The sequence below is a fragment of the Macrococcus equipercicus genome (assembly GCF_024205945.1).
In the GTDB taxonomy this organism is placed as follows: Bacteria; Bacillota; Bacilli; order Staphylococcales; family Staphylococcaceae; genus Macrococcus; species Macrococcus equipercicus.
On sequence record NZ_CP073809.1, the window covers coordinates 2049417 to 2063844 of the forward strand.

Genomic DNA, 14428 nt, shown 5'->3' on the forward strand with positions numbered 1-14428 from the left:
GCTGCGCTGTCTTTCATCATTTTCTAAGCCGTACTGACAATCAGGATTGTCATCCGCCTCATCAAAAATGATTCAAGCCATTCCGCTTGCCTTCGCTTTTCTTAATTGATTAAGTCTTCGATCGATTAGTATCCGTCAGCTCCACACATTACTGTGCTTCCACCTCGAACCTATCTACCTCATCATCTTTGAGGGATCTTATAACCGAAGTTGGGAAATCTCATCTTGAGGGGGGCTTCATGCTTAGATGCTTTCAGCACTTATCCCGTCCATACATAGCTACCCAGCTATGCCGCTGGCGCGACAACTGGTACACCAGAGGTATGTCCATCCCGGTCCTCTCGTACTAAGGACAGCTCCTCTCAAATTTCCTACGCCCACGACGGATAGGGACCGAACTGTCTCACGACGTTCTGAACCCAGCTCGCGTACCGCTTTAATGGGCGAACAGCCCAACCCTTGGGACCGACTACAGCCCCAGGATGCGATGAGCCGACATCGAGGTGCCAAACCTCCCCGTCGATGTGAACTCTTGGGGGAGATAAGCCTGTTATCCCCGGGGTAGCTTTTATCCGTTGAGCGATGGCCCTTCCATGCGGAACCACCGGATCACTAAGTCCGTCTTTCGACCCTGCTCGACTTGTAGGTCTCGCAGTCAAGCTCCCTTGTGCCTTTACACTCTGCGAATGATTTCCAACCATTCTGAGGGAACCTTTGAGCGCCTCCGTTACTCTTTAGGAGGCGACCGCCCCAGTCAAACTGCCCGCCTGACACTGTCTCCCGCCACGATAAGTGGCGCGGGTTAGAAAGTCAACACAGCCAGGGTAGTATCCCACCAGCGCCTCGACGTAAGCTGGCGCTCACGCTTCGAAGGCTCCTACCTATCCTGTACAAGCTGTGCCGAATTTCAATATCAGGCTGCAGTAAAGCTCCACGGGGTCTTTCCGTCCTGTCGCGGGTAACCTGCATCTTCACAGGTACTATGATTTCACCGAGTCTCTCGTTGAGACAGTGCCCAAATCGTTACGCCTTTCGTGCGGGTCGGAACTTACCCGACAAGGAATTTCGCTACCTTAGGACCGTTATAGTTACGGCCGCCGTTTACTGGGGCTTCAATTCGTAGCTTCGCTTGCGCTAACCACTCCTTTTAACCTTCCAGCACCGGGCAGGCGTCAGCCCCTATACGTCACCTTACGGTTTTGCAGAGACCTGTGTTTTTGATAAACAGTCGCTTGGGCCTATTCACTGCGGCTCTTCAGGGCTTGCACCCTAAAAAGCACCCCTTCTCCCGAAGTTACGGGGTCATTTTGCCGAGTTCCTTAACGAGAGTTCGCTCGCTCACCTTAGAATTCTCATCTTGACTACCTGTGTCGGTTTGCGGTACGGGCACCTAATTTCTAACTAGAGGCTTTTCTTGGCAGTGTGAAATCAACGACTTCGCTACTATAATTTCGCTCCCCGTCACATCTCAACCTTCGCGAGCACCGGATTTGCCTGATGCTCAGTCTTGATGCTTGGACGTACATAACCAACAGTACGATCGCCTATCCTTCTGCGTCCCCCCATCGTTCAAACAATCTTAGGTGGTACAGGAATATCTACCTGTTATCCATCGCCTACGCCATTCGGCCTCGGCTTAGGTCCCGACTAACCCAGAGCGGACGAGCCTTCCTCTGGAAACCTTAGTCAATCGGTGGACGGGATTCTCACCCGTCTTTCGCTACTCACTCCGGCATTCTCACTTCCAAGCGCTCCACATGTCCTTGCGGTCATGCTTCGACGCCCTTGGAACGCTCTCCTACCATTGTCCTACGGACAATCCACAGCTTCGGTAATATGTTTAGCCCCGGTACATTTTCGGCGCAGCGTCACTCGACTAGTGAGCTATTACGCACTCTTTAAATGATGGCTGCTTCTAAGCCAACATCCTAGTTGTCTGGGCAACGCCACATCCTTTTCCACTTAACATATATTTTGGGACCTTAGCTGGTGGTCTGGGCTGTTTCCCTCTCGACTACGGACCTTATCACCCGCAGTCTGACTCCCGCATTAAATTATCTGGCATTCGGAGTTTGTCTGAATTCGGTAACCCGAGGGGGGCCCCTAGTCCAAACAGTGCTCTACCTCCAGTAATCATCATGCGAGGCTAGCCCTAAAGCTATTTCGGAGAGAACCAGCTATCTCCAGGTTCGATTGGAATTTCTCCGCTACCCACACCTCATCCGCTCACTTTTCAACGTAAGTCGGTTCGGTCCTCCATTCAGTGTTACCTGAACTTCAACCTGGACATGGGTAGATCACCTGGTTTCGGGTCTACGACCTGATACTCATTCGCCCTGTTCAGACTCGCTTTCGCTGCGGCTCCGCATCCACTGCTTAACCTTGCATCAAATCGTAACTCGCCGGATCATTCTACAAAAGGCACGCCATCACCCATTAACGGGCTCTGACTACTTGTAAGCACACGGTTTCAGGTTCTATTTCACTCCCCTTCCGGGGTGCTTTTCACCTTTCCCTCACGGTACTGGTTCACTATCGGTCACTAGAGAGTATTTAGCCTTGGGAGATGGTCCTCCCGGATTCCGACGGAATTCCACGTGTTCCGCCGTACTCAGGATCCACTCAGGAGGGAATAACTTTTCGACTACAGGACCTTTACCTTCTCTGGTTGACTTTTCCAAAGTCATTCGTCTAAATTATTCCTTTGTAACTCCGTGCTGAGTGTCCTACAACCCCAGGATGCAGGCATCCTGGTTTGGGCTCTTCCCGTTTCGCTCGCCGCTACTCAGGGAATCGAGTTTTCTTTCTCTTCCTCCGGGTACTTAGATGTTTCAGTTCCCCGGGTGTGCCTTCTCATATGCTATGTATTCACATATGGATAACATGACATGACTCATGCTGGGTTTCCCCATTCGGAGATCTCTGGATCAAAGCTTACTTACAGCTCCCCAGAGCATATCGTCGTTAGTAACGTCCTTCGTCGGCTTCTAGTGCCAAGGCATCCACCGTGCGCCCTTAATAACTTAATCTGTTATTAATAATGTGATGTCTGCATAAATGCAGACGCGCGATTTCTAAGAATTCAAAAAATGAACTCACTCGGTATTGCTTGGTAAAATCTTTTTCTTCTTCATTGCTTATCTAGTTTTCAAGGTACAAATTATAAATGGTGGGCCTAAATGGACTCGAACCATCGACCTCACGCTTATCAGGCGTGCGCTCTAACCAGCTGAGCTATAGGCCCATTTGAATGATGAACATTCAAAACTGAATACAATATGTCAGACGTTAATCCCTAAGGGATATCAAGTATCCCTTTTCCGTATAATCCTTAGAAAGGAGGTGATCCAGCCGCACCTTCCGATACGGCTACCTTGTTACGACTTCACCCCAATCATCTGTCCCACCTTCGACGGCTAGCTCCTAAAAGGTTACTCCACCGGCTTCGGGTGTTACAAACTCTCGTGGTGTGACGGGCGGTGTGTACAAGACCCGGGAACGTATTCACCGTAGCATGCTGATCTACGATTACTAGCGATTCCAGCTTCATGTAGTCGAGTTGCAGACTACAATCCGAACTGAGAATGGTTTTATGGGATTGGCTTGACCTCGCGGTTTTGCTGCCCTTTGTACCATCCATTGTAGCACGTGTGTAGCCCAAATCATAAGGGGCATGATGATTTGACGTCATCCCCACCTTCCTCCGGTTTGTCACCGGCAGTCTCTCTAGAGTGCCCAACTGAATGATGGCAACTAAAGATAAGGGTTGCGCTCGTTGCGGGACTTAACCCAACATCTCACGACACGAGCTGACGACAACCATGCACCACCTGTCACTCTGTCCCCCGAAGGGGAACGCTCTGTCTCCAGAGTTGTCAGAGGATGTCAAGATTTGGTAAGGTTCTTCGCGTTGCTTCGAATTAAACCACATGCTCCACCGCTTGTGCGGGTCCCCGTCAATTCCTTTGAGTTTCAGTCTTGCGACCGTACTCCCCAGGCGGAGTGCTTAATGCGTTAGCTGCAGCACTGAGGGGCGGAAACCCCCCAACACTTAGCACTCATCGTTTACGGCGTGGACTACCAGGGTATCTAATCCTGTTTGATCCCCACGCTTTCGCACCTCAGCGTCAGTTACAGACCAGAGAGCCGCCTTCGCCACTGGTGTTCCTCCATATCTCTGCGCATTTCACCGCTACACATGGAATTCCACTCTCCTCTTCTGCACTCAAGTCTCCCAGTTTCCAATGACCCTCCCCGGTTGAGCCGGGGGCTTTCACATCAGACTTAAGAGACCGCCTACGCGCGCTTTACGCCCAATAATTCCGGATAACGCTTGCCACCTACGTATTACCGCGGCTGCTGGCACGTAGTTAGCCGTGGCTTTCTGGTAAGGTACCGTCAAGGTACGTTCAGTTACTAACGTACTTGTTCTTCCCTTACAACAGAGTTTTACGATCCGAAAACCTTCTTCACTCACGCGGCGTTGCTCCGTCAGACTTTCGTCCATTGCGGAAGATTCCCTACTGCTGCCTCCCGTAGGAGTCTGGGCCGTGTCTCAGTCCCAGTGTGGCCGATCACCCTCTCAGGTCGGCTACGCATCGTCGCCTTGGTGAGCCGTTACCTCACCAACTAGCTAATGCGCCGCGGGTCCATCTATAAGTGACAGCAGAACCGTCTTTCACTGTTTCACCATGAGGTGAAACATATTATCCGGTATTAGCTCCGGTTTCCCGAAGTTATCCCAGTCTTATAGGTAGGTTACCCACGTGTTACTCACCCGTCCGCCGCTGACTTCAAGGAGTGCAAGCACTCCTGTCTGTCCGCTCGACTTGCATGTATTAGGCACGCCGCCAGCGTTCATCCTGAGCCAGGATCAAACTCTCCATAATAGTTTGTCTGATAAAAGCTCGTTGACTGCTTAAGCCAGTCACTCTTTGAAAGTACTAAAGTACTCAAATTATTGGAATTAACGTTGACATATTGTCATTCAGTTTTCAATGTTCATTTTAATTAAATAATGGTGGAGACTAGCGGGATCGAACCGCTGACCTCCTGCGTGCAAAGCAGGCGCTCTCCCAGCTGAGCTAAGCCCCCATAATTTTAAGTTAAAGTCGGGAAGACAGGATTCGAACCTGCGACCCCTTGGTCCCAAACCAAGTGCTCTACCAAGCTGAGCTACTTCCCGTTTGTAATAAAAATGGCGCGCCCGAGAGGAGTCGAACCCCTAACCTCTTGATCCGTAGTCAAACGCTCTATCCAATTGAGCTACGGGCGCATTATATGGTGCCGAGGACCGGAATCGAACCGGTACGGTAATCACTTACCGCAGGATTTTAAGTCCTGTGCGTCTGCCAGTTCCGCCACCCCGGCTGGTAATCAGCATAATAAAATTAATGGAGCGAAAGACGGGATTCGAACCCGCGACCCCAACCTTGGCAAGGTTGTATTCTACCACTGAACTACTTTCGCAAATATGGTGCGGATGAAGGGAGTCGAACCCCCACGCCCGTGAAGGCGCTAGATCCTGATTCTAGTGCGTCTGCCAATTCCGCCACACCCGCAAAATATAATGAGCCATAGAGGATTCGAACCTCTGACCCTTTGATTAAAAGTCAAATGCTCTACCAGCTGAGCTAATGGCTCTAACATGGTGCCGGAAAAAGGACTTGAACCCTCAACCTACTGATTACAAGTCAGTTGCTCTACCAGTTGAGCTATTCCGGCATAATAATAAATGGTGGAGGATGACGGGATCGAACCGCCGACCCTCTGCTTGTAAGGCAGATGCTCTCCCAGCTGAGCTAATCCTCCAAATGTTTCTGCCCGGCAACGTCCTACTCTCGCGAGACGTCAGTCCAACTACCATCGGCGCTAGAGAGCTTAACTTCTGTGTTCGGTATGGGAACAGGTGTGACCTCTCTGCCATCGTCACCAGACAAAAATTGACTACTTGATTAAGTATATAGACTTCAAAGCGCTTTTGCAACAGTAAATTTTACACTCTCTTTACGAACTTTACAGTTCGTTTATTCGTGTTATTGCTTCTGTCATAAGCGACTTTTTTATATTACATGATGCAGCGATTCGTGTCAACGCTTTTAACTAAAAATAATTAAAAAATTCCCCGGCGCTTGCAGCCCGGGGATAACAGGTCTATTTCTGTCTCATATGTGGGAATAACAGTACGTCTCTAATAGAAGGCGCGTCCGTCAGCAGCATGACTAAACGGTCAATGCCGATACCGAGTCCACCTGTCGGCGGCATACCATATTCCAGTGCTTCGATGAAGTCATCGTCCATTTCATGCGCTTCATCATTTCCTTCTGCTTTTTCTACCATCTGTGCTTCAAAACGCTGACGCTGATCGATCGGGTCGTTCAGCTCGGTAAATGCATTGGCATGTTCACGACGTACGATGAACAGTTCAAAACGGTCCGTAAAGCGTTTATCTTCAGGGTTCTGCTTGGCAAGTGGTGAAATCTCTACTGGATGACCATAGATGAATGTCGGCTGGACAAGTTCTTCTTCTACTTTCTGCTCGAAGAATTCATTTAAGATATGCCCGTATTTCATATTCGGTTTGACGTCGATGCCATGCTCTTTAGCCAGCTGATGTGCTTCTTCGTCAGATGTAACGTCATAGAAGTTGACTCCTGTGTATTCCTTAACCGCATCAACCATATGCCATCTGCGCCATTTAGGAGCCAGATTGATTTCTTCGCCGTTGTAAGTGACTGTCGTTGAACCTGTTACACGTTCAGCGATATGCGCGATCAATGATTCTGTTAAGTCCATAATATCGTTGTAGTCTGCATAGGCCTCATACAGCTCAATCATCGTAAACTCAGGGTTATGTCGCGTAGATATTCCTTCGTTGCGGAAAACACGGCCGATCTCGTATACTTTCTCAAGTCCACCGACAATGAGACGTTTCAAGTGAAGTTCAATCGCTATACGCATATATAAGGTCATATCAAGTGCGTTATGATGCGTGACGAATGGTCTTGCTGCTGCCCCGCCGGCAATCGCATGCATCATCGGCGTCTCTACTTCAAGGAAGCCTTTGTCGTTCAAGAAGCTGCGCATCTCCTGAATAATACGGCTGCGTGTAATAAAGGTCTGTGTAGACTCATCACTAGTGATTAAATCAAGGTAACGCTGGCGATAGCGCTGCTCCACGTCCTGCAGGCCATGGAACTTATCCGGTAATGGACGCAGTGCTTTCGCAAGCATCTTGAATGACGTCGCCTTAACAGAAAGTTCTCCCGTATTGGTCTTGAACATCACACCTTCAATACCGACGATATCTCCTAAATCTGCGTTGTTCCACAACTCGAACTGGTCATCTCCGACAGCGTCTTTACGGACATAAATCTGAAGCTGACCGGTCAAGTCTTTAACATGAGCAAAACCTGCCTTACCTTTACCACGTTTTGTCATAATACGGCCGGCGATCGCTGTCACTGACTCAGACTCTTTGTCATGTAATTCTTCTTTAGAAAACTGGTCCCAGTCTGCTGCCAGGCTTGCTGCCGTTCCTGTACGTTCAAATTTCTGACCGAACGGATCAATACCAAGGTCAAGCAAGTCCTGCATTTTCTGACGGCGGACCAGCATCTGATCGTTTAATTCTTCTGTCATGGTTACACTCCTTCAGCTACTTTTTCTTCTTCCAGCACATGCTGTTCGAACGTTCTTAGTATATCAACTAATTCGTCGCGTGTCTCGGCTGCATTAATCAGCTTACGTGCCTTACCGTTTCCTTTAACGCCTTTTAAATACCATGAAGCATGCTTGCGCATTTCCATCACGGCGATTTTCTCGCCTTTCAGCTGAATCAGACGGTCTAAGTGCAGTATCGCCACAGTCATCTTCTCAGAGATAGACGGCTCCGGCTGCAGTTCACCTGTTTCAAGATAGTGCACCGTGCGGTAGATCATCCACGGGTTACCCAGTGCTTCACGGCCGATCATGACCGCGTCTACTCCTGTTTCATCGAGCATTTTCTTCGCAAGTTCCGGCGTTGTAACGTCGCCATTACCGACAACAGGAATAGAGACCGCTTCTTTCACCTGTTTGATGATGTTCCAGTCTGCATGTCCTTCATACATCTGAACGCGTGTCCGTCCGTGCACCGCAATTGCGGCAGCGCCTGCTTTCTCAATCATCTTCGCGTTCTCTACTGCATAAATATGGTCGTCATCCCAGCCAATACGCATCTTTACTGTGACAGGCTTTGATACCGCTGCAACAACAGCCGACACCATCTCATAAATTTTCGGCGGGTCAAGCAGCCAGCGCGCTCCAGCTTCACATTTAATAATCTTAGAAACAGGGCAGCCCATATTAATATCGATGATATCCGCTGTTGTGTTCTGATCCACATATTTTGCCGCTTCGACCAGCGTCTCTTTTTCGCCGCCAAAAATCTGCAGTGACAGCGGACGTTCGTTCTCATCAATGTACAGCATCTTCATCGTCTTTTCGTTGTTGAAAAGAATTGCTTTGTCACTTACCATCTCCGCACAGACAAGACCAGCGCCAAATTCTTTGACAGTCAGTCTGAACGCAGCGTTACAAACACCAGCCATCGGTGCCAGTACTACTTTGTTGTTAATTTCAATATCGCCTATTTTCCACATAATTATAGCCTCACTTATAGTTTCCTAACTTCCGGGTCGTCATACACGAGTTCATCAATTCTTTTCTTTACTACAGGGTGTACTGCGTCAGCTGCAATTTCGTTCAAAGGGATCAAGACAAAGCTTCGTTCAAGCATGAAAGGATGCGGTACTTGCAGATTCGGTTCATCTATCACATAGTCATCCACCATTAAGATGTCGAGGTCAATGGTCCGTGGTCCCCAGTGAATACGGCGCACCCGTGCAAGCTCTTGTTCAATCGACTGACATACTGCCAGTACTTCCTGCGGCGTAAGTGTTGTGTCCGCGACTACACATATATTATAGAAATCATCCTGTGCGACACCACCGACCGGCGCAGTCTCGTAAATAGAAGAAACGCGCATGACGCGGATGCCTGCCGTCTGACCAAGTAATTCAACCGCCCGTGCCAGCTGCTGTGCTCTGTCACCCATATTGCTGCCAAGACTCAAGTAAATAGTAGTCATTATACTACCTCGTCCGGTTTATTTCAATCCCTACGCCGTCGTAATGACCGGCGATCGGCGGATTTTCTTTTGTAATTCTGACGCTTAACGCCACTACCCGATTATAGTGAGCAAACAGCGTTTTGGCAATACGGCCCGCAACATGCTCCAAAAGCTTCGACGATTCTTTCATCTCTTCTTCGATAAGCTGATAAGCTTCACCGTAATTCACTGTCGTCTCAAGCTCATCTGTTGCACAAGCTTCTGTCAGATCGATAGAGAGTTCAACATCTACGACAAATATTTGACCGAGCTTATTCTCTTCTTCAAATACACCGTGGTACGCATAAAATTTCATTCCCTGTAAAAATATTTTATCCATTGTTCCCTCTCAGTCCGTCAGCGACTCGCGCGACTTTTTTATTCATTGCTACATTATGTACACGTACAGCATGGATTCCTTTAGCGATGCCCCATACCGTTGTGGCCGCTGTGCCTTCGTCTCGTGCAGCGGCCGGCCGGCCATCATCAAGCAGCTCTTTGACCATGCGTTTACGGCTTGTTGCGAGCAGCACTTTGTAGCCGAGCCCGCACAGTTCATCAAGCCGTCTCATCACTTCGATCTCCTGCTCTCTTGATTTGGCAAAACCAATCCCCGGATCCAGCCATATATGTTCCCGCTGAATGCCAGCCTGCTCTGCAAGTTCGGCCTGCCGCAGCAGGTCCTCTGTCATCGCTGCCATCACGTCCCCGGTCACTTCTTCTTCCGCGTTATGCATCAAAATGATCTGCGCATTGTGTCGTGCCGCAGCATCAAACATCGCCTTGTCATATTTCCCGGCCCACTGGTCATTGATGAAATCCGCGCCGGCTGACAGGGCAGCTGCCGCCACTTCACTTCTGAACGTGTCAACTGAGATCAATACGTCAAACTGACGAATCGCCTGCACGACCGGTATGACCCGTGCCAGTTCCTCTGCGACTGAAACCTCCTGATAGCCGGGACGCGTTGAATACCCGCCGACGTCCACGATATCAACGCCTTCAGCAATCATTTCTTCCACGCGCTGCACGGCCTGCGCGACAGAATTATACCGGCCGCCGTCCGAAAAAGAGTCCGGCGTCACATTAAGAATGCCCATCACTAATGTTCTCATCTCTACCTCCTGGCTGAAAAGTGATCTTGTGCTGATGATCAGCACTCACTTCTCTCTATTATAGCAAACAAAAAAGCTATCTTATGACAAGATAGCTTTGAAATATTATTTGCTGAGGTCTGCGTATAACGGTGTTGATAAGTAACGCTCACCGTTGCTTGGTAATATCGCTACGACATTTTTGCCGGCGCCAAGTTCCACAGCTTTTTTGATGGCTGCGTGAACGGCTGCACCTGAAGAGATACCGCCGAGAATGCCTTCTTCACGTGCGACTTTACGGCTCATTTCCATCGCTTCGTCGTTAGTGACCTGCGTAATTGATTCGTAAATGTCAGTATTCAATGTATCAGGCACAAATCCTGCACCGATCCCTTGAATTTTATGCGGCCCTGGTCTGCCGCCGCTTAATACTGGAGAATCTGTCGGCTCAACTGCGACAATATGCACTTCTGGATGGCTTTCTTTAATGACTTCGCCGGCACCCGTAATAGTACCCCCTGTTCCGATTCCTGCGATAAACGCATCGATCGACATACCTTCCATCGCTGCGACAATTTCAGGTCCTGTTGTTTTTCGGTGAACTTCAGGGTTTGCCATGTTTTCAAACTGCTGCGGCATGAAGTAACCTTTTTCGTCTTTTAGTTCGTTGGCCTTCGCAATGGCACCTTTCATACCTTCAGCACCCGGTGTCAATACTAATTCGGCGCCATAAGCACGCAGTAATGTGCGGCGCTCCTGGCTCATTGTATCAGGCATGACAAGTACAGCTCTATAGCCTTTTGCTGCTGCGACCATCGCCAGACCAATTCCAGTGTTGCCTGATGTAGGTTCGATAATCGTATCGCCCGGCTGCAGACGGCCGTCCTGCTCTGCTGCATCAATCATCGCAACTGCAATACGGTCCTTAACAGAAGAACCCGGGTTCTGGTACTCAAGTTTCACATAAACATCTGCTGCGCCTTCAGGAACAACACGGTTTAATTTGACAAGCGGTGTATTACCAATTACTTCAGTGATATTATCGACTCGTTTAGCCATGATTTAATCTCCTCCAAAACCTAGTATTGTTATCGGATTAAGTATATCAGCAGTTTTCCGCGACTTCAAAATTATTGCTTTAGCGCTGCTAGTTCTTCTGCAGAGAAATGATATTTCTCACGGCAGAAATGACATTCCACTTCAGCACCATTATCTTCTTTAATCATGCTGTCAATTTCTGCATTGCCAAGGCCTTTAATCGCTGTGCTGAATTTTTCCTTGCCGCAGTGGCATTTAAATTCAACCGGCATCCGGTCGATGACGCGGATATTATCTTCTCCGAGCACTTCTTCAAGCAGCTGTTCAGGCGGCAGGCCTTTATCAATTAAGGTCGATACCGGCTGCATCGCTCCTAAATGCTGCTCAATCGCACTGATGGTTTCTTCTGACGCACCCGGCATCAGCTGGATAATGAATCCGCCGGCCGCTTTAATCGTATTGTCCGGATTCACAAGAACGCCGAGACCGACCGCAGACGGCACCTGCTCACTTGTCACAAAATAATAAGTGAAATCCTCGCCCAGCTCACCTGAGACAATCGGTGTAGATCCTGTGAAGAAATCTCTCATCCCGATATCTTTGACGACATTGAGTGCACCGTTTGTCCCGACAGCACGACGGACATCCAGTTTGCCGTGCTCATTCAAGTCGAAGTGTGTCTGCGGATTAGTGACATAACCGCGCACTTCACCTTTGCCGTTCGCATCAACGATGATCTGACCGATCGGTCCGCCGCCGTTGATTGTGACCGTCAGTTTCTCGTCGTTCTTCAACATAGAACCCATCATTACACCAGCAGTCATCGACCGTCCAAGTGCAGCTGATGCTGTCGGCCATGTGTAGTGTCTTGTCTGTGCTTCCTGCACGGCATTCGTAGACCGGACGCTGAATGCACGTACTTCATCATTGAACGCGAGTGCTCTTATTAAATAATCTTCCATCATTATTCTCCTTTAAAAAATCCCTTTCTTCTGTCAGACAGCGAGAAAGGGATTGAAATTTAGAAATTATCTTTGTCCAGACGATCGACTTTCGGTTCAGGTTCATTAATGCTCTGATCTTGAACATCCTCGCCGTCCTGCAATTCTCTTTTTACATCTTCATAAGATGAGCCGATTTTATCGTCTTCATCCGCTTCTTTAACGGTGACACGCTCGTCATTATTAACGACAGTCACCCGGTCATCAGACTTAACAGTCGGATGGTACAAGTGTGAATCATCATAATTAACTTCAGGCAGTGTGCCGTGACGGAACAAGCTTTCGATCTGGTTGGCAACCAGTGTTTCTTCTACAAGCAGTGTTCTTGCGATTAAATCAAGCTGTTCGCGGTGCTCTGTCAAAATCTGACGGCAGCGCTCGTAAGCTTCTTTAATAATACGCTGGATTTCCAGGTCAATCTCATAAGCGATCTGATCAGAGTAATTCGGCTCTGAATGCATATCGCGGCCGAGGAATACTTCGCCGCCTTGTGTATTGCCGAACTGAAGCGGTCCAAGTTTATCACTCATACCATATTCAGTAACCATCTGGCGGGCAATCCCTGTCGCACGCTGGAAGTCATTGTGCGCTCCTGTTGATACTTCACCGAATGTAATTTCTTCTGCTACACGACCACCAAGCAGACCGACAATTTTGTCGAGCAGCTCAGGTTTCGTCATGAAGTAACGGTCCTGCTTCGGTAACATCATTGCATAACCACCGGCCTGACCGCGCGGTACGATTGTTACTTTATGAACCATCTCTGCTTCATCAAGCACTTTTCCGATCACTGTATGACCTGCTTCATGCCATGCAACGATATTGCGTTCTTTCTCTGAGATTACGCGTGATTTTTTCGCTGGACCTGCAATGACACGGTCTGTCGCTTCATCAATATCGCGCATATCAATTTTCGTCTTACCTTGACGGGCAGCAACAAGTGCCGCTTCGTTTAACAAGTTCTCAAGGTCTGCACCTGAGAAACCTGGTGTCCGCTGACTCAGTGCTTTAATATCGACAGTTTCGTCAAGCGGCTTGTTGCGGGCATGGACTTTAAGTACCGCTTCACGGCCTTTAACATCCGGGCGACCGACTTGAATCTGTCTGTCAAAACGACCTGGACGCAGTAATGCAGGGTCTAGAATGTCCGGTCTGTTGGTCGCTGCAATCATGATGATGCCTTCATTCTCACCGAAACCATCCATCTCTACAAGCAGCTGGTTCAATGTTTGCTCACGTTCATCGTGACCACCGCCGACACCAGCACCACGCTGACGACCGACTGCATCAATCTCATCGATGAAGATAATACAAGGTGCATTTTTCTTCGCGTTCTCGAATAAGTCACGGACACGGCTTGCACCGACACCGACGAACATCTCAACGAAGTCAGAACCACTGATTGAGAAGAACGGTACGCCTGCTTCACCGGCAACTGCACGGGCAAGCAATGTTTTACCTGTCCCTGGAGGTCCTACAAGCAGCACCCCTTTAGGAATGCGGGCACCCATTTTTTTGAACTTACGATTGTCTTTTAGGAAATCAACAATTTCTACAAGTTCCTGTTTCTCTTCATCAGCACCGGCAACATCTGTAAATCTTACTTTTTTCTTCTTGTCATCATAGAGCTTCGCTTTTGATTTACCGAAGTTCATGACACGACCGCCACCGCCGCCGCCTTGTGACTGTGACAGGAAGAAGATAAAGAAGAAGGCAAGCAGCAGTAGTGGAATTAATGTTGACAGCATGCCTAAAAAGACATTCTGTTTCTCTGCAGGCTTAATCGTAAAGTCCATTTTCCCTTTGTTTGCTTCTGCTATATCTGTAATACGCTGTAAATCTTTTTCGTTATTGTAAAGTACGACAGAAGTAAATGTTTCATTCTTGTCTGCACCTTTGAGTTTACCATTAACTAAATAAACTTCCTGTGCGGGCTGTAACGTCAATTCTTCTACGTTACCTTTTTCCAGCTCAGTCATTAATTTTGTATAAGTGATCGGTTTAGGCAGTGCGCCGTTACCGTTGATCCACGAAAATACGCCAAAAATGACGATGCCGAATAATGCGACCATCAGGATGTTACGAAAGGCCTTTTGCATTCACGTTATCCTCCTAATTCATATGTAAAGCTAAAAAAAATTTTA

The 14428-nt window shown here is 48.5% G+C and carries 8 protein-coding genes, 10 tRNA genes and 3 rRNA genes; all 21 read right to left on the minus strand.

All coding sequences use genetic code 11. The features are described 5' to 3' along the window. Positions 1 to 105 precede the first annotated feature (105 nt). The 21 genes from KFV11_RS10940 to ftsH all read right to left on the minus strand — a co-directional run bounded on the left by KFV11_RS10940 (position 106) and on the right by ftsH (position 14383). A 23S ribosomal RNA gene (locus tag KFV11_RS10940) occupies positions 106 to 3029 on the minus strand. 138 nt (positions 3030 to 3167) lie between these two features. Then, positions 3168 to 3244 (minus strand) — tRNA-Ile (locus tag KFV11_RS10945). A 91-nt stretch (positions 3245 to 3335) separates the two neighbouring features. Further along, positions 3336 to 4889: ribosomal RNA gene (locus KFV11_RS10950) — 16S ribosomal RNA — on the minus strand. Positions 4890 to 5018: 129 nt separating this feature from the next. Then, positions 5019 to 5094, minus strand: a tRNA-Ala gene (locus KFV11_RS10955). A gap of 17 nt (positions 5095 to 5111) precedes the next feature. Then, a tRNA-Pro gene (locus KFV11_RS10960) sits at positions 5112 to 5185 on the minus strand. Between the two features lie 13 nt (positions 5186 to 5198). Then, a tRNA-Arg gene (locus KFV11_RS10965) sits at positions 5199 to 5275 on the minus strand. Positions 5276 to 5281: 6 nt separating this feature from the next. Continuing rightward, positions 5282 to 5370: transfer RNA gene (locus KFV11_RS10970), tRNA-Leu, on the minus strand. Between the two features lie 24 nt (positions 5371 to 5394). Next, positions 5395 to 5469: transfer RNA gene (locus KFV11_RS10975), tRNA-Gly, on the minus strand. Between the two features lie 5 nt (positions 5470 to 5474). Next, positions 5475 to 5561 (minus strand) — tRNA-Leu (locus KFV11_RS10980). A 9-nt stretch (positions 5562 to 5570) separates the two neighbouring features. Further along, positions 5571 to 5643 (minus strand) — tRNA-Lys (locus KFV11_RS10985). A 5-nt stretch (positions 5644 to 5648) separates the two neighbouring features. Then, positions 5649 to 5724 (minus strand) — tRNA-Thr (locus tag KFV11_RS10990). Between the two features lie 11 nt (positions 5725 to 5735). Next, positions 5736 to 5811, minus strand: a tRNA-Val gene (locus tag KFV11_RS10995). Between the two features lie 10 nt (positions 5812 to 5821). Next, positions 5822 to 5936 (minus strand): 5S ribosomal RNA (gene rrf / locus KFV11_RS11000). Together the 16S, 23S and 5S rRNA genes with 10 tRNA genes alongside form the textbook arrangement of a ribosomal RNA operon. A gap of 217 nt (positions 5937 to 6153) precedes the next feature. After that, entirely contained in the window at positions 6154 to 7641 is a 1488-nt protein-coding gene (lysS, locus tag KFV11_RS11005; RefSeq protein ID WP_149459887.1) for a lysine--tRNA ligase, read from the minus strand. 2 nt (positions 7642 to 7643) lie between these two features. After that, a complete protein-coding gene (gene dusB, locus KFV11_RS11010; protein ID WP_149459888.1) occupies positions 7644 to 8642 on the minus strand; it encodes a tRNA dihydrouridine synthase DusB in 999 nt (332 codons plus the stop codon). A 14-nt stretch (positions 8643 to 8656) separates the two neighbouring features. Further along, on the minus strand, positions 8657 to 9130 hold the full coding sequence (gene folK / locus KFV11_RS11015) for a 2-amino-4-hydroxy-6-hydroxymethyldihydropteridine diphosphokinase (RefSeq protein WP_254249941.1): 474 nt from the start codon (positions 9128 to 9130) through the stop codon (positions 8657 to 8659). Positions 9131 to 9134: 4 nt separating this feature from the next. After that, positions 9135 to 9491, minus strand: a complete 357-nt coding sequence (gene folB, locus KFV11_RS11020; RefSeq protein ID WP_149459890.1) for a dihydroneopterin aldolase — start codon at positions 9489 to 9491, stop codon at positions 9135 to 9137. Beyond that, the gene (gene folP, locus KFV11_RS11025; RefSeq protein WP_149459891.1) at positions 9484 to 10266 is read right to left on the minus strand and encodes a dihydropteroate synthase; all 783 of its coding nucleotides are present in this window, start codon (positions 10264 to 10266) and stop codon (positions 9484 to 9486) included. The genes folB and folP overlap by 8 nt, the downstream gene beginning before the upstream one ends. A 105-nt stretch (positions 10267 to 10371) precedes the next feature. Continuing rightward, on the minus strand, positions 10372 to 11304 hold the full coding sequence (gene cysK, locus KFV11_RS11030) for a cysteine synthase A (protein ID WP_436970203.1): 933 nt from the start codon (positions 11302 to 11304) through the stop codon (positions 10372 to 10374). A 71-nt stretch (positions 11305 to 11375) separates the two neighbouring features. Next, positions 11376 to 12248, minus strand: coding sequence for an Hsp33 family molecular chaperone HslO (gene hslO / locus KFV11_RS11035; RefSeq protein ID WP_302054842.1), 873 nt, complete (start codon positions 12246 to 12248; stop codon positions 11376 to 11378). A 56-nt stretch (positions 12249 to 12304) separates the two neighbouring features. After that, a complete protein-coding gene (gene ftsH, locus KFV11_RS11040) occupies positions 12305 to 14383 on the minus strand; it encodes an ATP-dependent zinc metalloprotease FtsH (protein ID WP_149459894.1) in 2079 nt (692 codons plus the stop codon). Positions 14384 to 14428 lie beyond the last annotated feature (45 nt).